The organism is Thauera sp. GDN1 (assembly GCF_029223545.1).
Lineage (GTDB): Bacteria > Pseudomonadota > Gammaproteobacteria > Burkholderiales > Rhodocyclaceae > Thauera.
In genome coordinates this window covers 3,508,530-3,528,506 of the sequence record NZ_CP097870.1, presented here as the reverse complement: position 1 = coordinate 3,528,506, position 19,977 = coordinate 3,508,530, and the positions used below count along the sequence as shown (strand labels likewise).

Genomic DNA, 19,977 nt, shown 5'->3' with positions numbered 1-19,977 from the left:
GGCGTCGTGCCGTTAGCGTGCGCCGTTGTCGTCGGCCGCGCGCAGCGCGCGGGTCTGGCGCTCGATGAACTCCTGGGTGGAGTCGATGCCGCGCAGTTGCAGGATGGTGGAGCGCACCGCGGCTTCGAGCAGCACCGCCAGGTTGCGGCCGGCGGCGACCGGCAGCACCACGCGTGCGATCTTGACGCCGAGGATGTCCTGGGTCTCCTGCTGCAGCGGCAGGCGGCTGGGATCGTCGGGGCCGGGCTGGCGGCGGTCGAGGTGGCAGACCAGGCGCAGGCGCATCTTCCGCCGGCATGCGGTCTCGCCGAAGATGGTGCGGATGTTCAGCAGGCCGAGGCCGCGCACCTCGATGAAGTCCTGCAGCATCTCGGGGCAGCGCCCTTCGAGCACGGTGGGCGCCACCCGCGACAGCTCGACCACGTCGTCCGCGACCAGGCCGTGGCCGCGCGAGATCAGCTCCAAACCGAGTTCGGACTTGCCGGCGCCGGAGTCGCCGGTGATCAGCACGCCCAGTCCGAGCACGTCCATGAACACGCCGTGCAGCGAGGTCTTCTCGGCGAGCTCGCGCGACAGGTACAGGCGCAGGTGGTCGATGACGCTCGCCGAGGGGTGGCGCGCGGTGAACAGCGCGACGTCGTGGGCTTCGCAGATGCCGTGGATGATGTTCGGCACCTCGCAGCCGTCGGCGACGATGATCGCCGGCGGGCGGGCGGAGAGGATCTCGTTGAGGTGGCGCGCGACCTTCTCGTTGGACTGGCGCTGCGCCCACGCGAGCTCGGCGGTGCCGAGGATCTGCAGCCGCGTCGGGTGGATCAGGTTGAGGTGGCCGATCAGGTCGGCGGGCCAGATCTGCTCGTCGCCCACCGACAGGCGCGCGTCGAGGTTCCCGCTGACGTGGGTCAGGCTCAGGCTTTCGCGATGGGCCTCATACAGCCGCGCTACGCTGGTCTGCCGCATCGGCGCCCCAGGTCAGGAACATGCGGTGGATGTGGGCCGCGTCCGGCGCGTTCTGCAGCGCCTCGCGGAATTCGCGGTCGCTGAACATCTGCGCGAGCTCGGACAGCAGCTGGAGGTGGGTTTCGTTGGCCTGCTCGGGTACCAGCAGCACGAACAGCATGTTGACCGGGCGGCCGTCGGGGGCGTCGAACTGGACCGGGGCCGCGAGGCGCAGGAAGGCGCCGGCGGCGTCCTTCAAGCCCTTGATGCGGCCGTGCGGGATCGCGATGCCCTGTCCCAGCCCGGTGGAGCCGAGGCGCTCGCGGGTGAAGAGACTGTCGAAGACGGTACTGCGGGCGATGCCCTGGTTGTTCTCGAACAGCAGTCCGGCCTGTTCGAAGACGCGCTTCTTGCTGCTCGCGTCGAGATCGACCACCACGTTGGACAGTGGCAGGAGTTGGGATATGAGGCTCATTCGCTGGTGGGCTCGCGCTGCGCCCCTTGTGCCGATGCCACGCAGTGTGGGCAGCCGGTCCGGGGCGCGTGGCAGTCGCGTCGTGAAAACGCGCGCATTATAACCACACCCCGGACACGGGGCTGTAACGAAGGCGTCAGGCTTCCGGTTCCTGGTGCTTGAGCGTCTCGTGGTTGTGGTCCGACTGCTTCTGCTTGTACTTCTGGACCTGGCGGTCGAGCTTGTCGGTCATGGCGTCGATGGCCGCGTAGAGGTCGGCATCGTCGCTCTCGACGAAGATGTCCTTGCCACGCACGTGCAGGGTGACTTCGGCCTTCTGCTTGAGCTTTTCGACCGACAGGATCACGCCGACGCTGGTGACGTTGTCGAAGTGGCGGATGACGCGGTCGAGCTTGGAAGTCACGTAGTCGCGGATGGCGGGGGTGACTTCGACGTGACGCCCGGTGATGTTCAGGTTCATGGTAACTCCTGTTGTTGTCAGAGGGACTTGCGCAGACTGACCGGCGGGATATTGAGGGATTCGCGGTATTTGGCGATCGTTCGCCGCGCGACCACGATACCCTGCTGGCCCAGAATTTCTGCAATCTTGGCGTCGGACAGCGGCTTTTTGCTGTCTTCCGCATCCACCAGCTGGCGAATCAGCGCGCGAATCGCCGTCGAGGATGCCGCTCCACCGGTATCGGTGGCGACGTGACTGCCGAAGAAATACTTGAGTTCGAATACGCCGCGCGGGGTCGCCATGTACTTCTGCGTGGTGACGCGCGATACGGTGGATTCGTGCAGCTCGAGCTGGTCTGCGATCTCCCGGAGGGTGAGTGGCCGCATCGCCACGTCCCCATGATCGAAGAACTGCCGCTGCTGGTCAACGATGGCCTGAGACACGCGCAGGATGGTGTCGAAACGCTGCTGCACGTTGCGGATCAGCCAGCGCGCTTCCTGCAGCTGACCGCTCAGGCCGCCGCCCTGGGCACGGTTCTGCTGCAGCAGGCTGGCATAGAGGCGGTTGATGCGCAGGCGCGGCATCGCCTCCTGGTTGAGGCTCACGGTCCACCGCCCGCGCAGCTTGCGCACGACGACGTCGGGCAGCACGTAGCGCGTCTCGGCATTGGAGTAGCGCGAGCCCGGATGCGGGTCGAGGCTGCAGATCAGGGCCTGGGCGGCGCGCAGCTCGTCGTCGTCGCAGCCGGTGAGTTTCTTGAGCTTGGCGAAGTTGCGATCGGCGAGCAGCTCGAGGTGGCGGGTGACGATCTCGAGGGCGAGCGTGCGGATCGGGTCCGGCGGCAGGGCGCGCAGCTGCAGGGCCAGGCATTCCTGCGGGCTGCGGGCGCCGACGCCGATCGGCTCGAGGTTGTGCACGTGATGCAGCGCGATCGTCAGCTCGTCGAGGTCGACCTCGGATTCCGGGGGCAGCAGCTGCAGCAGCTCCTCGAGCGGCTGGTGCAGGTAGCCGTCGTCGTCCAGGGCCTCGATCACGAAGCGCACCAGCGCGCGGTCGCGATCGGAAAGCTGGGACAGGGCGACCTGCTGGTCGAGGTGCTCGCGCAGCGAGATGCCCGAAGCCTGCAGGTCCTGGTAGTCGACGTCGTCGTCGTCGCCCTCGCTGCGGCTCGAGGCGCCGGTGCCGACATTGGACCAGTCGATGCCCTCGTCCTCGCTGCTGCCTTCGCCGCCTTCGCGGCGCTCGCCCTCGCCGGCCGGCGGTTCGGCTGCGGCTTCCTGGGCCTGCTCGCGCTCGGGCGGGCTGCCCGCGGGCGGCGCGGGCGCGAAGTCCGAGCCGTCGCCGTCCTCGCGCTCGAGCATCGGGTTGTCGACGAGGATGCGCTCGATCTCCTGGTTCAGCTCGATCGTCGACAACTGCAGCAGCTTGATCGACTGCTGCAGCTGCGGCGTCAGCGTGAGGTGCTGGGAGAGCTTGAGCTGGAGGCTGGGCTTCATCGCGATTTTCGGTGCGCGCCCTCAGAGGCGGAAGTGTTCGCCGAGATAGACCTGGCGCACGCGCTCGTTCTCGATGATCTCGCCGGGCTGGCCGCTGGCCAGCACGCGGCCCTCGCTGATGATGTAGGCGCGGTCGCAGATGCCGAGCGTCTCGCGCACGTTGTGGTCGGTGATCAGCACGCCGATGCCGCGTTCCTTCAGGAAGCGGATGATCTTCTGGATGTCGATCACCGCGATCGGGTCGACACCGGCGAAGGGTTCGTCGAGCAGGATCAGGCGCGGATCGGTGGCCAGCGCGCGGGCGATCTCGCAGCGCCGGCGCTCGCCGCCCGACAGCGAGATGGCGGTGTTGTTGCGCAGGTGGTGGATGCCGAGCTCGTGCAGCAGCTCGTCCAGGCGCTCGCCGACCTGGCGCTTGTCGAGGCCCTGCAGCTCGAGCACGGCCTGGATGTTCTCGGCCACGGTGAGCTTGCGGAACACGCTCATTTCCTGCGGCAGGTAGGACAGGCCCAGGCGCGCGCGGGCGTGGATCGGCAGGTGGGTCAGGTCCTTGCCGTCGAGGCCGATCTGGCCGCCGTCGGCACGCACCAGGCCGACGATCATGTAGAAGCAGGTGGTCTTGCCGGCGCCATTGGGGCCGAGCAGGCCGACGACCTCGCCCGAGCCCACCTCGAAGCCGACGTCGTGCACCACGGTGCGCGCCTTGTAGCGTTTTTGGAGGCCGGCGACCTTAAGCAGACTCATCGTAGGGCTCTTTCAGCAGCTTGCGGATCAGGTCGGGCGCGAAGCCGCGGGTTTGCAGGAAGCGCGCCTGGCGCGCCCATTCGCGGGCATCGGCCGGCGGCGTGGAAAAACGGCCGCGCAGCACGGCACGGGCGCGCTCCGCTTCCGATTCTACGCACTCGGTGGCGAGAGCCTCGTCGATCAGGTCACGGTCGATGCCGCGGCGGGCGAGTTCGCTGCGTAGGCGGCCGCTGCCGAAGCGCGCCGCCTTGCCGCGCACGAAGGCCTCGGCGTAGCGGCTGTCGGACTGCAGGCCGAGCTCGCCCATGCGTTCGATGACCGCCTCGATCTCCTCGGCGTCGCCATGGGCGGCGAGCTTCTTCGCCAGCTCGGCGCGCGAATGGTCGCGCCGGGCGAGATGGCGAAGGGCGCGTTCACGCAGGCTCGGTTCGCCCATGCTCGACGTCCGGCGCTCAGGCCTCGGCGGATGCCGGGGTGGTCGGCGCCGCAGCCGCCAGTTCGGGCAGGCCGACGGCGACGCGCACCTTGTTCTCGATCTCGCGCGCCAGCGCCGGGTTGTTGCGCAGGAACTCGCGCGAGTTGTCCTTGCCCTGGCCGATCTTGTCGCCCTGGTAGGCGTACCAGGCGCCCGACTTGTCGACGATCTTGTGCTCGACGCCGAGGTCGATGATCTCGCCCTCGCGCGAGATGCCCTCGCCGTACAGGATGTCGAAGTGCGCCTCCTTGAACGGCGGCGAGACCTTGTTCTTGACCACCTTGACGCGGGTCTCGGAGCCGACCACCTCGTCGCCCTTCTTGATCGTGCCGGTGCGGCGGATGTCCATGCGCACCGAGGCGTAGAACTTGAGCGCGTTGCCGCCGGTGGTGGTCTCGGGGCTGCCGAACATCACGCCGATCTTCATGCGGATCTGGTTGATGAAGATGACGAGGGTGTTGGTGCGCTTGATGTTGGCGGTGAGCTTGCGCAGCGCCTGCGACATCAGGCGCGCCTGCAGGCCGGGGAGCTGGTCGCCCATCTCGCCCTCGATCTCGGCCTTGGGCGTCAGCGCGGCGACCGAGTCGATGACGACGATGTCCACGCCGCCCGAACGCACCAGCATGTCGGCGATCTCGAGCGCCTGTTCGCCGGTATCGGGCTGCGAGATCAGCAGGTCCTCGATGTTGACGCCAAGCTTTTCGGCATAGCCGACGTCGAGCGCGTGCTCGGCATCGATGAAGGCCGCGGTGCCGCCGAGCTTCTGCATCTCGGCGATGACCTGCAGCGTCAGCGTGGTCTTGCCGGACGATTCCGGGCCGTAGATCTCGACCACCCGGCCGCGCGGCAGGCCGCCGAGGCCGAGCGCGATGTCGAGTCCGAGCGAGCCGGTGGAGACGGTCTGGATGTCACGTTCGACGTTGCCGTCGCCCATGCGCATGATCGATCCCTTGCCGAACTGCTTCTCGATCTGGGAGAGCGCGGCGGCGAGGGCTTTGGCCTTGTTGTCGTCCATGGGAGTGGGTCCTGTAGGTTGAGCTGATTATGGCACAAAGATTGCAGGCGTGCGGCCCGCCTCGTGCATGGCGCCAGTTTAATGCCTGTATGGATTTACAGACAATGACTTTTCGTCCCGCGCCGTGATGCGCGGACGCCGGCGTGCCGTATTAATGCCAAAGGAATAGTTGCGGCGCAAGTGGCCCTGTGCGCTCAGGGTTCCCGCGCTGCCAGCTGCAGGATGCCGTCGAGCGCGCGGACCACGGTCTGGCGGCGGACCGCCGCGCGGTCGCCGGCGAAATGCACGGTCAGGCAGCGGGTGGGTGCCGTCTTCGCGGCCCAGCCGATGCACACCATGCCGACGGGCTTGGCGGGGGAGCCCCCGCTCGGCCCGGCGACGCCGGACACCGCGACCGCCACGTCGGCGAGGCTGCGTGCGAGCGCGCCCTCGGCCATCTCGCCCACGGTGGCCTCGCTGACCGCGCCGTGCGTGGCCAGCGTGTGCGCGGACACGCCGAGCATGTCCATCTTGGCTGCGTTGGAGTAGGTGACGAAGCCGCGGTCGAACCACGCCGAGCTGCCGCCGATCGCGGTGACCGCCTCGGCGATCCAGCCGCCGGTGCAGGACTCCGCGCTCGCCAGCTGCCAGCCGCGCGCCGCCAGGGCCTCGCCGACGCGGCGGGCGAGGGTTTCGAGTTCCGAGTCCATCATGGCCTCAGCTGCCGAACAGGGCGACCAGGATGGCGAGCGCCAGCAGGGTGTAGCCGGCGGCGACCAGGTCGTCGAACATCACCCCGAAGCCGCCCTTGAAGCTGCGGTCGGCCCAGCGCACCGGCGGCGGCTTGACGATGTCGAAGAAGCGGAACAGCGCCACCGCCACCGCCTGCCACAGCAGCGTGGTCGGCGTGAACAGCAGCACCAGCCAGGTCGCCACCATCTCGTCCCAGACGATGCCGCCATGGTCGGGCACGCCCAGCGCCCGCCCGGTGCGGTCGGCCGCCAGCACGCCGGCGACGAACAGGCTGGCGAGCAGGGCGAGGAAGACGAACTCGGACAGCGGGGTGCGGATCAGCGGATACAGCGCCCAGGCCAGCAGCGTGCCCATGGTGCCCGGCGCCCACGGCGACAGGCCGGAACCGAAGCCCAGGGAGATGAAATGGGCGGGGTGACTCATCATCAGGCGGGCGGTGGGGCGCATGGGCGGGTGTCTTGTCGTGGATGGAGAGGCCGGTGTGGCTCAGCCGAAATGATCGTAGCCCGAGCGCGCGCCGGGGACCAGCCGGCCATCGCGCTCGCGCAGCTGGAGCACGCCCGGCTCGGCGGTCAGGGCGCCGATGCGATGCAGGGGGATGCCGAGCGCACGCGACAGGCTTTCGATGTCCGCACGCCGCGCCGCGGGGGCGGCGAACAGCAGCTCGTAGTCGTCGCCGCCGCCGAGCACGCAGCGCTTCGCCAGCGCGGCATCGGCGCCGGCCTCGAGCAGGGCGTCGAGCGGCAGCGCGCCGATGTCCACGATCGCGCCGGTGGCGGAGCATTCGAGGATGTGGCCGAGGTCGCCGAGCAGGCCGTCGGAGACGTCGAGCATCGCGCTCGCCAGCCCGCGCAGCGCCCGCCCGAGCGCCACGCGCGGCTGCGGCCGCTGCAGCGCGGCGATACAGGCGGCGCGACCCGCGGCCGCAAGTTCGATCTCGCCCTTCAGTGTGGCCAGGCCCAGTGCGGCCATGCCGGGCTGGCCGGAGACCCACAGTTCGTCGCCGGCGCGGCCGCCGGCGCGGGTGATCGCCGCGCCCTGCGGCACCTCGCCGAGGATCGTGACCGACAGCGTCAGCGGTCCGCGCGTGGTGTCGCCGCCGGCGAGATCGATGCCGTGGGTATCGGCGCAGGCGAACAGGCCGTGCGCGAAGGCGGCGATCCAGGCTTCGTCGGCCCGCGGCAGCGCGAGCGCGAGAAAGGCCCAGCGCGGCTCGGCACCCATCGCGGCGAGATCCGACACATTCACCGCCAGCGTCTTCCAGCCCAGGTCCTCGGGATCGGTGTCGGCGAAGAAGTGCGTGCCCGACACCAGCATGTCGGTCGAGACCGCCAGCTGCATGCCGGGGCGCGCGCGCAGCAGCGCGGCGTCGTCGCCGACGGCGAGGTCGGTGTGGCGGGTCGGGCGCGTGAAATGGCGCCGGATCAGGTCGAACTCGGAAGCTCGTGCGGGCGTGGGGGCGGAAGGCATTGCGCGGCAGGCGCGGTGCGCAGGACGTGCGCACCGGGTCGATATGGGGCCGCTAGCTTAACGCACAGCCGGCCCGATCGCGCATGGCGCGCGGGCGTTCAGCGCCGGCCGGTGAACTTCGCCTTCAGCGCGTCCCAGTCCACCGCGTCGAGCGTGTTCTTGACCAGCAGGCCGAGCTCGGTGTCGCCTTCCATGCGCAGGCGGCGGCTGAAGAACAGCGTGTCGGGATCTTCCTCGCGCAGCGCCAGCGCCATGAAGTCGCGGGTGGTGGCGGAGATGATCAGATCCGGCTTCCTGCCCGCGGCCGGGGTGGCGCGGCGGAAACCCTGGTCGGCGAGGGTGAAGTCGAGCGTCAGGCCGGCGTCGAGCACGCGCATCTGCAGGTGGTGGCCGGCAAGCGGCGCCAGCGTGTCGCGCGGCAGGATGCGGCCGAGGGCGAGGTTGAGCGCCAGCGTCAGCACATGGGTCGGCGGCTGCTGCGGCAGGCGGGCGACCAGCCTGGCCAGCGCGGCGGGCACGGTGAAGTCGGGGATGCGGAAGTTTTCCAGGCGCTCGCCGATGCGCTGGCGCAGGCTGCCGGGCAGCAGCTCGGCGGGCAGGGGCGGGCGGGGCAGGGTGGGCAGTGCGGGCATGTGCGGTCTCCGAAGGGTCAGGCGGCGACGTATTGTTCGACGCCGGCACGGCCGTGCCAGAAGCCGTTGCAGGGCTCTTCCACCATCCACTCGCGGCTGGCGGCGAGGGCGGCCGATGGCGTCTGCGTGCCGTCGAGCGCGGCGCGGAAGAGTTCGATGATCTGGCGGGTGTGCGCGCCCTGCGGGCTGATGCGCAGCACCTCGGCGTTGCCACGCACCGCCGGCAGGTCGCCGAGCAGGTTGTGCACCCGCGCCGACTGGGTCTGCACGCCGTTCAGGGTCAGGAAGGGCTCGCCCTCGCGGGTGCGCAGCGTGATGCCGTCCATGATCGACAGGCAGCGGAACTCGCAGGTGTCCTTCTGCAGGTTGAAGTGGCGGGCGGTGAAGCAGCGCGCCGAGTGCGCCAGCGGCAGGCGGCCGTAGGCGAAGACCTCGGTCTCGATCGGCGTGGGCAGCGCGGCGCGCACCTCGGCCAGCGCGGCGCCCGCCATCTCGGGGGCGACCGCCCAGCGCGTGGCGCCCGAGTCGATCATCAGCTGCAGCGTGGTCGGGTTGAAGATGTTCAGCGTCGGCCCGGCGACCCAGTCGTTCACGCCGGCCTCGGTGAGCAGGCGCACCGCGCCCATGTCGTTGGCCTCGACGCGGAAGCCGGGCTCGCCTCCCGCGCTCTGACGCACGATGCGGCGCAGCACCTTGAGGTCGGACTCGGATTCGATCAGCCCCTGGGTGCTGATCACCACTTCCTTGCCGGCGGCGGCGAGCACCTTGCCGACCTCGAGCCAGTCCTCGAGGCGCAGTTCGTGGCGGCGCGAGCACACGGTCTCGCCGAGATAGACGCTGTCGACCGGCGCTTCGGCCATGTCGGCGTAGAAATCGAGCACGCTCTGGTGCGGCCAGTAATAGAGCAGGGGGCCGAGGGCGAGTTTCATGTTGCGGTTCTCATTCGGATTGGGTGCCGCCGCAGGCGCCGCGCGCGCGGACGCGGCGGACGGGGTGCGGCGATCGGGTTCGGCATGTGCGGCTGAGGTCGATCCGGCGTGCCGCTCACTTCCACGGGCGGTAGTAGGCGCCCAGGGTGTGGCTCTGGCCTTCGGAGACCTTGTTGAGCTCGGCCATCCACGCCGGCAGCACGCTGAAGGATTCGGCGCCGCCGGCCTCGAGCTTGTCGAGCGCGGCGCGCCACACCTTGGTGACCTGGGCGACGTAGGCCGGGCTGCGCTGGCGGCCCTCGATCTTGATCGCGCGGATACCGATGCGGGCGAGCTCGGGCAGCAGCTCGAGGGTGTTGAGGCTGGTGGGCTCCTCGAGCGCGTAATAGGTCTCGTCGTTCACCTCGAAGCGGCCCTTACACAGGGTCGGGTAGCCGGCGCGCTCGCCGTCGGCGAAGCGGTCGATGAGGATGCCGTTGAGCCGCGTCTCCATGCCGCGCGGAGTGTCTTCCCAGCGTACGTGCTTGCCCGGCGAGCAGGCGCCGTTGCAGTTGGGCGACTCGCCGGTGGCGTAGGCCGACAGCGCGCAGCGGCCTTCGACCATCACGCACAGGCCGCCGAAGCCGAAGACCTCGATCTCCACGGGCGTGTTGGCCACCACGCTCTCGACCTGCGCCATCGACAGCACGCGCGGCAGCACCGCGCGCTGGATGCCGAAGCGTTCGTGGTAGTAATTGATCGCCTCGTAGCTGGTCGCGGAGCCCTGCACCGACAGGTGCAGGCGCAGCTGCGGGTGGGTCTTGGCAGCGTAGGCCATCAGGCCGGGATCGGCAAGGATCAGCGCGTCCAGGCCGAACTCGGCGGCGCGGTCGATGGCCTGGGTCCAGCTCGGCCAGTTGCCGGTCTGCGGGTAGGTGTTGAGCGCGAGCAGGACCTTGCGTTTGCGCGCGTGGGCGTAGGCGATGCCCTCGCGCATCTGCGCCGGGTCGAAGTTGAGGCCGGTGAAGTTGCGCGCGTTGGTGGCGTCCTTGAAGCCGAGGTAGACGCAGTCGGCGCCGTGATCGATGGCGGTCTTGAGCGCCGGAAGGCTGCCGGCCGGGCAGACGAGTTCGATCGGGGAAGACACGGTCATGGGGGCGGTATTTCCAGAGGAAAAAACGCCGCAACCATAAACGAGGCCGGCGGCGCCCGCGTTGATAACCATCAAACGCAGGGGCCGCCGGCAAGCAGGTGTCGTCCCGCGGGTGCCACCGATTTCGTGGGAGCGGGCGTGCCCGCTAACATTGCATGCGGAACCGCTGCATTCGCGGGCACGCCCGCTCCCACCGCGACCCCGCAGCCGCGGGGGCCGTCGATCAGCGATGGGTGTGGTAGGTCCCCGCGGCGGCGTGATGCCCGCCCACGTGCGGGCGGTGGTGCGGCTTCGGGCCGAGCAGGCCGCCGACCAGCATGCCGAGCGCGCTCGCCGCCAGGCCGTAGAGCTGGGGCTCGATATCGCCTTCGGGCACGAAGAGCTCGAACAGGATCCAGGTCGACAGGCCGAGGATGATCGCCAGCGCGGCGCCGAGGTTGTTGGCGCGCTTCCAGAACAGGCCCGCCGCCAGCGGCACGAAGGCGCCGGCGAGCGTGATGCGGTAGGCGTTCTCGACCATCTGATGGATCGAGGATTCGGTGCTGGTGGCGTACCAGGTCACGAAGGCGGTGAACGCGATCACGGTGATGCGGGTGCTGAGCAGGAAGGCGCGGTCCCCCATGGCCGGGAAGAAGCCGCGCAGCACGTTCTCGGAGAAGGTGACCGAGGGCGCGAGCAGGGTGCCGGAGGCGGTCGACATGATCACCGACAGCAGCGCGCCGAAGAAGATCACCTGGGCGTAGAAGGGCATGTACTGCAGGATCAGCGTCGGCAGGATCAGCTGCGAATCCTCTTCCATCAGGCGCTCGACCATGCCCGGGTCGATGATGTTGGCGGTGTAGGCGAGGAACAGCGGCACCGCGGCGAAGAAGAAGTAGCTGACGCCGCCGAGGGTGGTGCCCCACACCGCGACGGTCTCGTTCTTCGACGAATTGACGCGCTGGAACACGTCCTGCTGAGGGATCGAGCCGAGCGCCATGGTCGCGAACGCCGCGAACCAGGCCACCATGTCCACCAGGTCGAGCGTGGGCAGGAACTCGAACTTGCCCTCGGCCGCGGCCTTGGCGATCACGTTGTCGAAGCCGCCCGCCATGTCGCCGGCGATCCAGCTCACCCAGATCAGGCCGACGACGATCACGATCATCTGCACGAAGGTGGTCATCGCCACCGACCACATGCCGCCGAACAGCGTGTAGACCAGCACCACGCCGGCGCCGATCAGCATGCCCTGGTTCATGCTCACCAGGTCGCCCGACAGCACGTTGAACACCAGTCCGAGCGCGGTCACCTGCGCCGCCACCCAGCCCAGGTAGGACAGCACGATGCACATCGACAGCACCAGCTCGGTGCTGCGGTTGTAGCGCATGCGGAAGAAGTCGCCCAGGGTCAGCAGGTTCAGGCGGTACAGCGGACGGGCGAAGATCAGGCCGAACAGGATCAGGCAGGCGGAGGCGCCGAGCGGGTCGGAGATCAGGCCGCGAAAGCCTTCCTCGATGAAGGTGGCGGAGATGCCGAGCACGGTCTCGGCGCCGAACCAGGTGGCGAACACCATGGCCAGCACGACGATCATCGGCAGGTTGCGGCCGGCGGTGATGTAGTCACGCGCGTTGTGCACCCGGGTGGCGGCATACAGGCCGATGCCGATGGAGACGACCAGATAGGCGACGACAAGCCAGAGCAGCATGGTTGGGCCCTTCGTGATGGCGCATCCGCGCGCGGTAAGAAAAAAAGAGGGCGCGAGTTTAGCAACAGAACGCCCCCGGCGGGGGGCGTGAATCACATGCCAAGGGCTTGATCGCTCGCGATTTATTGCATGTGCGCAACGGCCTGGCCGGCGTGCGCCGCGGCGGGCGTGCGCAGGGTGTCGATGATGCGGGTCGCCGCCTCGTCGAGCGTGGCCTCGTCGATCACCAGGGGCGGTGCCAGGCGGATCACGTTGCCGTTGGTGTCGCGGGTGGCGATGCCGCATGCGAGCAGGCGCTCGGCGAGCTCGCCGGCATCGGCCTGCGCAGGGTCGAGGGCGAGGCCGACGAGCAGGCCGCGGCCGCGCACCTCGCGCACGCAGGGCAGGGCGGCGGCGCGCAGGCGGGCCATCAGGCGCTCGCCGAGGCGTTCCGCGCGCTCCCACGGCCGGGTCTCGGCGAGCAGGGCGAGCACCTCGGTGCCGACCGCCGCCGCGAGCGGGTTGCCGCCGAAGGTGGAGCCGTGGTCGCCGGGGCCGAACACGTCCATCACCCGGCGGTCGGCGAGGAAGGCGGACACCGGCAGCAGCCCGCCGCCGAGCGCCTTGCCCAGGATCAGCCCGTCCGGGCGCACGCCCTCGTGATCGCAGGCGAGCAGCCGTCCGGTGCGGCCGAGGCCGGTCTGGACCTCGTCGGCGATCAGCAGCACGTCGTGGCGACGGCAGATCTCGGCGCAGCGCGACAGGTAGCCGGGCGGCGGCACCACGATGCCACCCTCGCCCTGGATGGGCTCGACCAGGAAGGCGGCGGTGTCGGGGGTGATGGCGGCTTCCAGCGCGTCGGCGTCGCCGAAGGGCACGCGCTCGAGCCCGGGCGGGAAGGGGCCGAAGCCGTCGCGGTAGTGATCGTTGGCCGACAGCCCGACGATCGCGATCGAGCGCCCGTGGAAGTTGCCGTCGCAGGCGAGGATGCGCGCGCGCTCCGGCGCGATGCCCTTGACCTTGTAGCCCCACTTGCGCGCGGCCTTGAGCGCGGTCTCGACCGCTTCCAGTCCGGTGTTGACCGGCAGCGCGCGCTCGTAGCCGAAGGTCGTGCACAGGCGCTCGAGGAAGACCGGCAGGCGGTCGCTGGAGAAGGCGCGCGAGGTCAGCGCCAGGCGCTGCGCCTGGCTCGTCAGCGCCTCGACCAGGCGCGGATGGACGTGGCCGAAGCTCACCGCCGAGTAGGCGCTCATCATGTCGAGGTAGCGGCGGCCGTCGGTGTCCCACAGCCACACGCCCTCGCCGCGCTGGAACACCGCCGGCAGCGGCGCATAGTTGGCGGCGCCGTAGTGGCGCTCCTTCGCACGCAGCCAGGCGGTGCCGGGGCCGAGGGCGGCGGCGGCGAACTCCTCGATCCAGGCCGCGCTGCGGCGGTCGGGGTCGAGGTCGGGACGGTATTCGACGATCTCGAGGGCGACGAAGTCGGCGCAGGCGCGCAGGCGCAGCAGCGCGTCGGCCAGCGCGCGCGGATCGAGCCCGCCCGCCTCCGGGCAGGTCACCGCCGGCAGCGCCTGCGGGTCGAGCGCGTCGAGGTCGAGGCTGAGGCCGAAGCCGGCCTCGTGATCGGCGCGCGCGATCGACAGCGCGTCGCCGAACACCGCCGCAAGGCCGCGGGCGCGGATCTCGCCCATGTCGAACACGCGCACGCCGAGGCGGGCGAGCAGGGCGCGCTCCTCGGGCTCCCAGGCGCGTGCGCCGAGGATGCAGGTTCGTGCCGGATCGAGCGCCGGGCCGGCGATGCCGGTGAGCGCGGGATGGCCCAGGCCGAGCAGCGCGGCCAGCGGCATGCCGTGGATGTTGCCGGAGTGGGTGGTGGCGTCGGTGTGGCTGTCGAGGTGGGCGTCGATCCAGATCAGCCCCGGCGCGCGCCCGCGCCGGCGCCCGACGCCGCGCCAGGTGCCGGCGGCGATCGCGTGATCGCCGCCGATCACGAGCGCAAAGCAATCCTCGGGCAGGGCGGCGACATGGTCGGCGAGGCGATGCGCGAAGCCGGCGTTGGCGGCGATCCGGCTCGTCATGTCGGAGGCGGCGCCAGCGGCGCCGTCGACCGCGGTCGGCACCAGGGTTTCGGTCCACTCCACGCGCGGTCCGATCCCCGCGAGGCGGTGCAGCAGCGCACCGTCCTGCAACGTGGCCGGTGCGGCGGCGCTGCCGTCATGCGGCGCGCCCAGCGCCGAGGCGGCACCGATGATCCTGATCAGCGTGTGGGGGCCCCGCAGGGCGTCGAGACGCGTCGTCATCGCACACCTCCCGTTCGCAGCCGTGGCGAGGCTGCTGCTCGTACGGGTTTCGACGGGGCCGCGGGCGAATCGTTCAGCGGGCCGCGTCGCGGCGCTCAGCCGAGCAGGCGATAGAGCTCCAGGCCGAGCAGGGCCATCGCCACCGCGCCGATCACCAGCAGCAGGCGGCTCTGCGTGCGCTGGCTGGCGGCGAGCTCGTCCAGGCGCTGCTGCTGCGCGCTCTGGTGGCGGGTGGATTCGGTGAGCGCGTGATGCACCAGGCGCGGCAGCTGCGGCAGGGTGCCGGCCCAGGCCGGGGCTTCTTCCTTCACCCCGCGCACCAGCGCGCGCATGCCCATGCGCTCGTCCATCCAGCGCTCGAGGAAGGGCTTGGCGGTCTTCCACAGGTCGAGCTCGGGGTCGAGCTGGCGGCCCAGGCCCTCGATGTTGAGCAGGGTCTTCTGCAGCAGCACGAGCTGCGGCTGCACTTCCATCTCGAAGCGGCGTGCGGTCTGGAACAGGCGCAGCAGGGTCTTGCCGAAGGAGATGTCCTTCAGCGGCTTGTCGAAGATCGGCTCGCACACGGTGCGGATCGCCGCCTCGAACTCGTCGACGCGGGTCTTCGCCGGCACCCAGCCGGCCTCGATGTGGGCGAGCGCGACGCGGCGGTAGTCGCGCTTGAAGAAGGCGAGGAAGTTCTGCGCGAGATAGTTCTTGTCCACCTCGTTGAGCGTGCCCATGATGCCGAAGTCGAGCGCGATGTAGCGCCCGTCCTGGTGCACGAAGATGTTGCCCGGGTGCATGTCGGCGTGGAAGAAACCGTCGCGGAAGACCTGGGTGAAGAAGATCTCCACGCCCGCGCGCGACAGCGCCTTCAGGTCGGTGCCCTGGGCGAGCAGCGCCGGGGTCTGCGAGATCGGCACGCCGCGCATGCGCTCCATCACCATGACCTTGCGCCCGCACCAGTCCCAATAGACCTCGGGCACGATCAAGAGCGACGAGTTGGTGAAGTTGCGCCGCAGCTGCGAGCAGTTGGCGGCCTCGCGCATCAGGTCGAGCTCGTCGTGCAGGTACTTGCTGAACTCGGCGACCACCTCGCGCGGCTTCAGCCGGCGGCCTTCGGGCCAGATCTTCTCCAGCAGCACCGCGGCGACCTCGAGCAGGGCGAGGTCGTGCTCGATCACGCGCTCGATGCCCGGGCGCAGCACCTTGACCGCGACCTCGGTGCCGTCGGGCAGGCGCGCGAAATGGACCTGCGCCACCGAAGCCGAGGCTACCGGCGTGCGCTCGAAGTCGTCGAAGACCTCGTCGATCGGGCGGCCGTAGAAGCCCTCCAGCACTTCGAGCGCCTGCTCGGTGGGGAAGGGCGGCACGCGGTCCTGCAGCAGCGCGAGCTCGTCGGCGAGGTCGGGCGGCAGCAGGTCGCGCCGGGTCGACAGCATCTGGCCGAACTTGACGAAGATCGGCCCGAGGGACTCCAGCGCCTGGCGCAGGCGCGCGCCGCGCGACTCGGAAAAGGTCCGCCAGAAGAAGACCTTGTGCCACACATGCGCCAGCCGGCCGCTGCTGTCGGCGTCGAGCACCATGCGGTCGAGGCCGAAGCGCAGGCTGACGGAGACGATCTTGGCGAGGCGGAAGAGGCGCACGGTGTACTGGCCGGACGAGGCAAAGCGCGGACTTTAGCCCGAAAGCGGTGCGGATGGAACGCGGGCTCGCAGTCTCGGTGGGAGCGGGCGTGCCCGCGAAAGCAGTGCTGGAGCTCGCAATGTTCGCGGGCACGCCCGCTCCCACAGGTCCACTCCCGGTGCGCAGGCGGGCGCCGGCCGTCCCGTCGTCACGGGCCTTGCCGTGCAAACTGCGCTCACATCCTCGCCGGGGCGCGGTCCTGCCTTCCTATATAATCGCGCGTTTCGAATTCATCCCGAGTGCCATGAGCGCCGATCCCAAAGTCCTGTTGTCCGATCTGCTGAAGAGCGCGCTGAAGAGCGTCGCCCCGGATCTGGCCGATACCCCCATCCTGCTCGAGCGCCCCAAGCAGGCGAGCCACGGCGACTTCGCCACCAACCTCGCGCTGCAGCTGGCCAAGCCCCTGAAGCGCAACCCGCGCGAGCTCGCCAACCTGTTGCTGGCCGAGCTGCCGGCCTCGAAGCTGGTGGCCAAGACCGAGGTCGCCGGTGCCGGCTTCATCAACTTCACGCTGGCCGCCGACGCCAAGACCGCGGTCGTGCGCGAGGTGCTGGCGAAGGGCGCGGACTTCGGCCGCGGCGCGGCCAAGGGCGTCAAGGTGCAGGTGGAGTTCGTCTCCGCCAACCCCACCGGCCCGCTGCACGTCGGCCACGGCCGCGGCGCGGCCTACGGCGCCTCGCTGTCGGACGTGCTGGCCTTCGCCGGTTTTGATGTCACCCGCGAGTACTACGTCAATGACGCCGGCCGCCAGATGGACATCCTGGCGCTGTCGACCTGGCTGCGCTATCTCGCCTTCTTCGGCATCGAGATCCCGTTCCCGCCCAACGCCTACCAGGGCGACTATGTGATCGACATGGGCCGCGACATGCGCGACGCCCACCAGGACCGCTTCGCCAACGTGACGGTCGAGCAGGTGCTGGCCGGCACCCCCGGCCTGCCGCCGGCCGAGCGCAAGGACGACGAGGCCAGGCAGCAGCGCGAGGAACACCTCGACGCGCTGATCGCCAACGCGAAGAAGCTGCTCGGCGACGACTACGGCTGGGTGCACGGCTTCGCGCTCAACGAGCAGCTCGGTGATGGCCGTGACGACCTCGGCGAATTCGGCGTGCGCTTCGACAAGTGGTTCTCGGAGCAGAGCCTGTTCGACACCGGCCTGGTCGAGCGCGCGGTGAGCCAGCTCGAGCAGCAGGGCCACATCTACCTGCAGGACGGCGCCAAGTGGTTCCGCTCGACCGCCTTCGGCGACGAGAAGGACCGCGTCGTGCAGCGCGAGAACGGCCTCTACACCTACTTCGCCTCCGACATCGCCTACCACCTCAACAAGTACGAGCGCGGCTTCGACCGCGTCATCGACATCTGGGGCGCCGACCACCACGGCTACATCCCGCGCGTGAAGGGCGCGATCGCCGCGCTCGGGCTCGACCCGGCCAAGCTCGAAGTGGCGCTGGTGCAGTTCGCGGTGCTGTACCGCGACGGCCAGAAGACCTCGATGTCCACCCGCTCGGGCGAATTCGTCACCCTGCGCGAGCTGCGCAAGGAAGTCGGCAATGACGCCTGCCGCTTCTTCTACGTGCTGCGCAAGTCGGACCAGCACCTGGATTTCGACCTCGACCTCGCCAAGAGCCAGAGCAACGAGAACCCGGTGTATTACGTGCAGTACGCCCATGCCCGCGTGTGCTCTGTGCTGAACCAGTGGGGTGGCGAGGCTGCCGAGCTGGCCGGCGCCGACCTCGGCCTGCTGCAGAACGAGCGCGAGCTCGCCCTGTGCGCGCGCCTGGCGACCTTCCCGGAACTGGTGCAGAACGCCGCCGCCGACTACGCGCCGCACCAGATCGCCTTCTACCTGAAGGACGTCGCCGCCGATTTCCACAGCTGGTACAACGCCGAGCGCATGCTGGTCGAGGACGAGGCGGTCAAGCTCGCCCGCCTCGCGCTCGCGGCTGCGGTGCGCCAGGTGCTGGTGACGGGCCTGAAGATGCTGGGCGTGTCCGCGCCCGAGTCGATGTGATGCAGCAGGGAGCGCAATCGTGAGTCGAGATCGCAAGCCGGCCCGCAGGACCGCCCGCGCCCCGGCGAAGAGCGCCGGCGGCACGCTGATCGGCATCTTCATCGGCCTGGTCTTCGGCGCGCTGGTCGCCGCCGGTGCGGCCTGGTACTTCACCCGTGCCAATCCCTTCCAGCCCGCCCCGGTGGCGCCGCGGGTGCAGGCCCCGGCCGAGCAGGGGCCGGCCGCGCTGCCCGGCAAGCCAGGCGACCGTCCGGTGGCCAAGCAGGACTTCGAGTTCTACCGCATCCTGCCCCAGGGCGAGAACGTGCCCTCGCCGACCTCGCCGCAGACCGCGCAGGTCCAGCCCGTGCCCACCACGCCGGTGCCGAGCCCGACCCCGACTCCGGCCCAGCAGGCGCCTGCGCCGGTGACCGAGGCGGTGCCTCAGCCGGTGCAGCAGGCCGCCCAGCAGCCGGCGCAGCGCCCGAACCAGCGCCTCTACCTGCAGGTGGGGGCGTTCGAGAATCCGAGCGAGGCCGACAACCTGAAGGCGCGGCTCGCGCTGTCGGGCATCCAGGCCAGCGCCCAGCGCACGCAGCTGCCCGATGGGCGGGTGGTGCACCGGGTGCGCGTGGGTCCGTTCGCGAAGCCGGAAGACATGAACCCGATGCGTTCGCGCCTGGCCGATGCCGGTTTTTCCGCCTCGGTGAGCCGCAACCCCTGAACGCCGGACCGATCACAAGCAGCAGGGCGGGGAACGCTTGCCGGCGTGCCGCGTCACAGCAAGCTCTAATCAAGGGAGTACTGCATGAACCGTCGTGATGCCCTCAAGCTGGCCAGTGTGGCCATCGCCCTGCCCGCCACCAGGCTCGCGTGGGCGAGCGAGAACTACCTGGTGCTCGATCCCGCGCAGAAAGGCGACGATCCGTCGAAGATCGAGGTGATCGAGTTCTTCCACTACGGCTGCCCGCACTGCCGCGACTTCGATCCGCTGGTGACGGCGTGGAAGAAGAAGCTGCCCGCCGACGTCGTCTTCCGTCCGGTCCCGGCGGTGTGGAACAACGCCCAGCTCGGCGGCCTGGCCCGCCTCTACTACGCTGCCGAGATCACCGGGGAGCGCGACAAGCTGCAGTCCGCCATCTTCGCCGCGGTGCAGGACGAGAAGCGTCCGCTGTTCAACGAGGAGCAGGTGCGCGAGTGGGTCACCGGCAAGGTCGCCGATCCCGCCAAGTTCATCGAGACCTACAAGTCCTTCGGCGTCGGCTCGCAGGTGCAGCGCGCCGACCAGCTTGCGCGCGCGATGAAGATCCAGGGCGTTCCGTCGATGGTCATCGACGGCCGCTTCGTGACCTCGGCATCGATGAGCGGCAGCCACGAGAACACCCTCAAGGTCGCCGACGAACTGATCGCTCGCGTGCGCAAGGAGCGTGCAGGCAAATGAGCGCCCGTGACGCCCAGTCCCAGACCACCGCCGCCGACAGCGCCGAACGCAGGCGCATCCAGCGCTTCCTGGCCCTGTGTCGCGGCGAGCCCTGGTTCTGGGTCGTCATCGATGGCGAGCGCATCCCGCTCCACGACATCTCGATCGAAGGCTTCGCGATCGCAGCGGATGCACCGCTGCCCGCCGGCGCGGCCTTCGACTTCGAGCTCCACCGCCAGGGCGTGCCCGAGCGCATCCACGGCCGCGCCGAGGCGGTCAATCACATCGCCCCGGCCTTGCGCGCCGGCTGCCGCTTCCTCGCCCTCGAGGACGGCGGCACCGAGCGCCTGCGCGAGTGGCTGACCGCGCTGGTGATCATGAACGCCAGCGTGCGTATCAGCGCGCAGGAGGCGGCGGCCATCGTCGCCGGGCCGTCGCTGATCTGAGCGCCGGCTGCCGGCCGA

At 69.8% G+C, this 19,977-nt stretch carries 20 protein-coding genes; 4 read left to right on the top strand and 16 right to left on the bottom strand.

The genetic code is table 11. From position 1 onward, the window contains the following. Positions 1-12: 12 nt before the first annotated feature. From hprK to ubiB, 16 genes are all read right to left on the bottom strand, one after another. Positions 13-960, bottom strand: coding sequence for an HPr(Ser) kinase/phosphatase (hprK, locus tag CKCBHOJB_RS16210; protein WP_281049698.1), 948 nt, complete (start codon positions 958-960; stop codon positions 13-15). Next, positions 929-1,414, bottom strand: a complete 486-nt coding sequence (gene ptsN / locus CKCBHOJB_RS16205) for a PTS IIA-like nitrogen regulatory protein PtsN (protein WP_281049697.1) — start codon at positions 1,412-1,414, stop codon at positions 929-931. The genes hprK and ptsN overlap by 32 nt, the downstream gene beginning before the upstream one ends. A 136-nt stretch (positions 1,415-1,550) precedes the next feature. Further along, positions 1,551-1,874: a ribosome-associated translation inhibitor RaiA gene (gene raiA / locus CKCBHOJB_RS16200; protein WP_281049696.1), complete on the bottom strand. Its 324-nt coding sequence runs from the start codon at positions 1,872-1,874 to the stop codon at positions 1,551-1,553. Between the two features lie 17 nt (positions 1,875-1,891). Then, positions 1,892-3,349, bottom strand: coding sequence for an RNA polymerase factor sigma-54 (locus tag CKCBHOJB_RS16195; RefSeq protein WP_281049695.1), 1,458 nt, complete (start codon positions 3,347-3,349; stop codon positions 1,892-1,894). Positions 3,350-3,370: 21 nt separating this feature from the next. Beyond that, the gene (lptB, locus tag CKCBHOJB_RS16190) at positions 3,371-4,093 is read right to left on the bottom strand and encodes an LPS export ABC transporter ATP-binding protein (protein WP_281049694.1); all 723 of its coding nucleotides are present in this window, start codon (positions 4,091-4,093) and stop codon (positions 3,371-3,373) included. Next, complete coding sequence (gene recX, locus CKCBHOJB_RS16185) at positions 4,080-4,529, bottom strand: recombination regulator RecX (protein ID WP_281049693.1); 450 nt, start codon at positions 4,527-4,529, stop codon at positions 4,080-4,082. The genes lptB and recX overlap by 14 nt, the downstream gene beginning before the upstream one ends. Before the next feature lie 16 nt (positions 4,530-4,545). Continuing rightward, a complete protein-coding gene (recA, locus tag CKCBHOJB_RS16180; protein WP_281049692.1) occupies positions 4,546-5,583 on the bottom strand; it encodes a recombinase RecA in 1,038 nt (345 codons plus the stop codon). Positions 5,584-5,777: 194 nt separating this feature from the next. Next, positions 5,778-6,275: a nicotinamide-nucleotide amidohydrolase family protein gene (locus tag CKCBHOJB_RS16175; RefSeq protein ID WP_281049691.1), complete on the bottom strand. Its 498-nt coding sequence runs from the start codon at positions 6,273-6,275 to the stop codon at positions 5,778-5,780. A 4-nt stretch (positions 6,276-6,279) separates the two neighbouring features. Continuing rightward, the gene (locus CKCBHOJB_RS16170) at positions 6,280-6,762 is read right to left on the bottom strand and encodes a phosphatidylglycerophosphatase A (protein WP_281049690.1); all 483 of its coding nucleotides are present in this window, start codon (positions 6,760-6,762) and stop codon (positions 6,280-6,282) included. A gap of 39 nt (positions 6,763-6,801) precedes the next feature. Beyond that, positions 6,802-7,785, bottom strand: coding sequence for a thiamine-phosphate kinase (gene thiL, locus CKCBHOJB_RS16165; protein ID WP_281049689.1), 984 nt, complete (start codon positions 7,783-7,785; stop codon positions 6,802-6,804). Between the two features lie 98 nt (positions 7,786-7,883). Then, the gene (locus CKCBHOJB_RS16160; protein ID WP_281049688.1) at positions 7,884-8,417 is read right to left on the bottom strand and encodes an SCP2 sterol-binding domain-containing protein; all 534 of its coding nucleotides are present in this window, start codon (positions 8,415-8,417) and stop codon (positions 7,884-7,886) included. A gap of 17 nt (positions 8,418-8,434) precedes the next feature. Continuing rightward, complete coding sequence (locus tag CKCBHOJB_RS16155; protein WP_281049687.1) at positions 8,435-9,346, bottom strand: U32 family peptidase; 912 nt, start codon at positions 9,344-9,346, stop codon at positions 8,435-8,437. Between the two features lie 115 nt (positions 9,347-9,461). Further along, a complete protein-coding gene (locus tag CKCBHOJB_RS16150) occupies positions 9,462-10,478 on the bottom strand; it encodes a peptidase U32 family protein (RefSeq protein ID WP_281049686.1) in 1,017 nt (338 codons plus the stop codon). A gap of 223 nt (positions 10,479-10,701) precedes the next feature. Then, entirely contained in the window at positions 10,702-12,162 is a 1,461-nt protein-coding gene (locus tag CKCBHOJB_RS16145) for a sodium:solute symporter family protein (RefSeq protein WP_281049685.1), read from the bottom strand. 122 nt (positions 12,163-12,284) lie between these two features. Continuing rightward, complete coding sequence (gene rocD, locus CKCBHOJB_RS16140; RefSeq protein ID WP_281049684.1) at positions 12,285-14,441, bottom strand: ornithine--oxo-acid transaminase; 2,157 nt, start codon at positions 14,439-14,441, stop codon at positions 12,285-12,287. A 95-nt stretch (positions 14,442-14,536) separates the two neighbouring features. Further along, positions 14,537-16,066: a ubiquinone biosynthesis regulatory protein kinase UbiB gene (gene ubiB / locus CKCBHOJB_RS16135; RefSeq protein WP_281049683.1), complete on the bottom strand. Its 1,530-nt coding sequence runs from the start codon at positions 16,064-16,066 to the stop codon at positions 14,537-14,539. Positions 16,067-16,350: 284 nt separating this feature from the next. Here ubiB and argS point away from each other — a divergent pair, with 284 nt between their 5' ends. From argS to CKCBHOJB_RS16115, 4 genes are all read left to right on the top strand, one after another. Then, positions 16,351-18,114 carry an arginine--tRNA ligase gene (argS, locus tag CKCBHOJB_RS16130; protein WP_281049682.1) on the top strand — a complete coding sequence of 588 codons (1,764 nt, stop codon included), beginning with the start codon at positions 16,351-16,353 and terminating at the stop codon, positions 18,112-18,114. 19 nt (positions 18,115-18,133) lie between these two features. Then, positions 18,134-18,817 (top strand): SPOR domain-containing protein, encoded by a 684-nt coding sequence (locus tag CKCBHOJB_RS16125; protein ID WP_281049681.1) that lies wholly within the window; start codon positions 18,134-18,136, stop codon positions 18,815-18,817. An 84-nt stretch (positions 18,818-18,901) separates the two neighbouring features. After that, positions 18,902-19,534, top strand: a complete 633-nt coding sequence (locus CKCBHOJB_RS16120; RefSeq protein ID WP_281049680.1) for a thiol:disulfide interchange protein DsbA/DsbL — start codon at positions 18,902-18,904, stop codon at positions 19,532-19,534. Further along, the gene (locus CKCBHOJB_RS16115; protein WP_281049679.1) at positions 19,531-19,959 is read left to right on the top strand and encodes a PilZ domain-containing protein; all 429 of its coding nucleotides are present in this window, start codon (positions 19,531-19,533) and stop codon (positions 19,957-19,959) included. Before CKCBHOJB_RS16120 ends, CKCBHOJB_RS16115 begins: the two co-directional genes overlap by 4 nt. Positions 19,960-19,977: the final 18 nt, after the last annotated feature.

What these genes read in the sequence shown, in the direction of transcription:
- hprK (WP_281049698.1), bottom strand. Translation starts at nt 960, where the DNA reads ATGCGGCAGACCAGCGTAGCGCGGCTGTATGAGGCCCATCGCGAAAGC.
- ptsN (WP_281049697.1), bottom strand. Translation starts at nt 1,414, where the DNA reads ATGAGCCTCATATCCCAACTCCTGCCACTGTCCAACGTGGTGGTCGAT.
- raiA (WP_281049696.1), bottom strand. Translation starts at nt 1,874, where the DNA reads ATGAACCTGAACATCACCGGGCGTCACGTCGAAGTCACCCCCGCCATC.
- CKCBHOJB_RS16195 (WP_281049695.1), bottom strand. Translation starts at nt 3,349, where the DNA reads ATGAAGCCCAGCCTCCAGCTCAAGCTCTCCCAGCACCTCACGCTGACG.
- lptB (WP_281049694.1), bottom strand. Translation starts at nt 4,093, where the DNA reads ATGAGTCTGCTTAAGGTCGCCGGCCTCCAAAAACGCTACAAGGCGCGC.
- recX (WP_281049693.1), bottom strand. Translation starts at nt 4,529, where the DNA reads ATGGGCGAACCGAGCCTGCGTGAACGCGCCCTTCGCCATCTCGCCCGG.
- recA (WP_281049692.1), bottom strand. Translation starts at nt 5,583, where the DNA reads ATGGACGACAACAAGGCCAAAGCCCTCGCCGCCGCGCTCTCCCAGATC.
- CKCBHOJB_RS16175 (WP_281049691.1), bottom strand. Translation starts at nt 6,275, where the DNA reads ATGATGGACTCGGAACTCGAAACCCTCGCCCGCCGCGTCGGCGAGGCC.
- CKCBHOJB_RS16170 (WP_281049690.1), bottom strand. Translation starts at nt 6,762, where the DNA reads ATGCGCCCCACCGCCCGCCTGATGATGAGTCACCCCGCCCATTTCATC.
- thiL (WP_281049689.1), bottom strand. Translation starts at nt 7,785, where the DNA reads ATGCCTTCCGCCCCCACGCCCGCACGAGCTTCCGAGTTCGACCTGATC.
- CKCBHOJB_RS16160 (WP_281049688.1), bottom strand. Translation starts at nt 8,417, where the DNA reads ATGCCCGCACTGCCCACCCTGCCCCGCCCGCCCCTGCCCGCCGAGCTG.
- CKCBHOJB_RS16155 (WP_281049687.1), bottom strand. Translation starts at nt 9,346, where the DNA reads ATGAAACTCGCCCTCGGCCCCCTGCTCTATTACTGGCCGCACCAGAGC.
- CKCBHOJB_RS16150 (WP_281049686.1), bottom strand. Translation starts at nt 10,478, where the DNA reads ATGACCGTGTCTTCCCCGATCGAACTCGTCTGCCCGGCCGGCAGCCTT.
- CKCBHOJB_RS16145 (WP_281049685.1), bottom strand. Translation starts at nt 12,162, where the DNA reads ATGCTGCTCTGGCTTGTCGTCGCCTATCTGGTCGTCTCCATCGGCATC.
- rocD (WP_281049684.1), bottom strand. Translation starts at nt 14,441, where the DNA reads ATGACGACGCGTCTCGACGCCCTGCGGGGCCCCCACACGCTGATCAGG.
- argS (WP_281049682.1), top strand. Translation starts at nt 16,351, where the DNA reads ATGAGCGCCGATCCCAAAGTCCTGTTGTCCGATCTGCTGAAGAGCGCG.
- CKCBHOJB_RS16120 (WP_281049680.1), top strand. Translation starts at nt 18,902, where the DNA reads ATGAACCGTCGTGATGCCCTCAAGCTGGCCAGTGTGGCCATCGCCCTG.
- CKCBHOJB_RS16115 (WP_281049679.1), top strand. Translation starts at nt 19,531, where the DNA reads ATGAGCGCCCGTGACGCCCAGTCCCAGACCACCGCCGCCGACAGCGCC.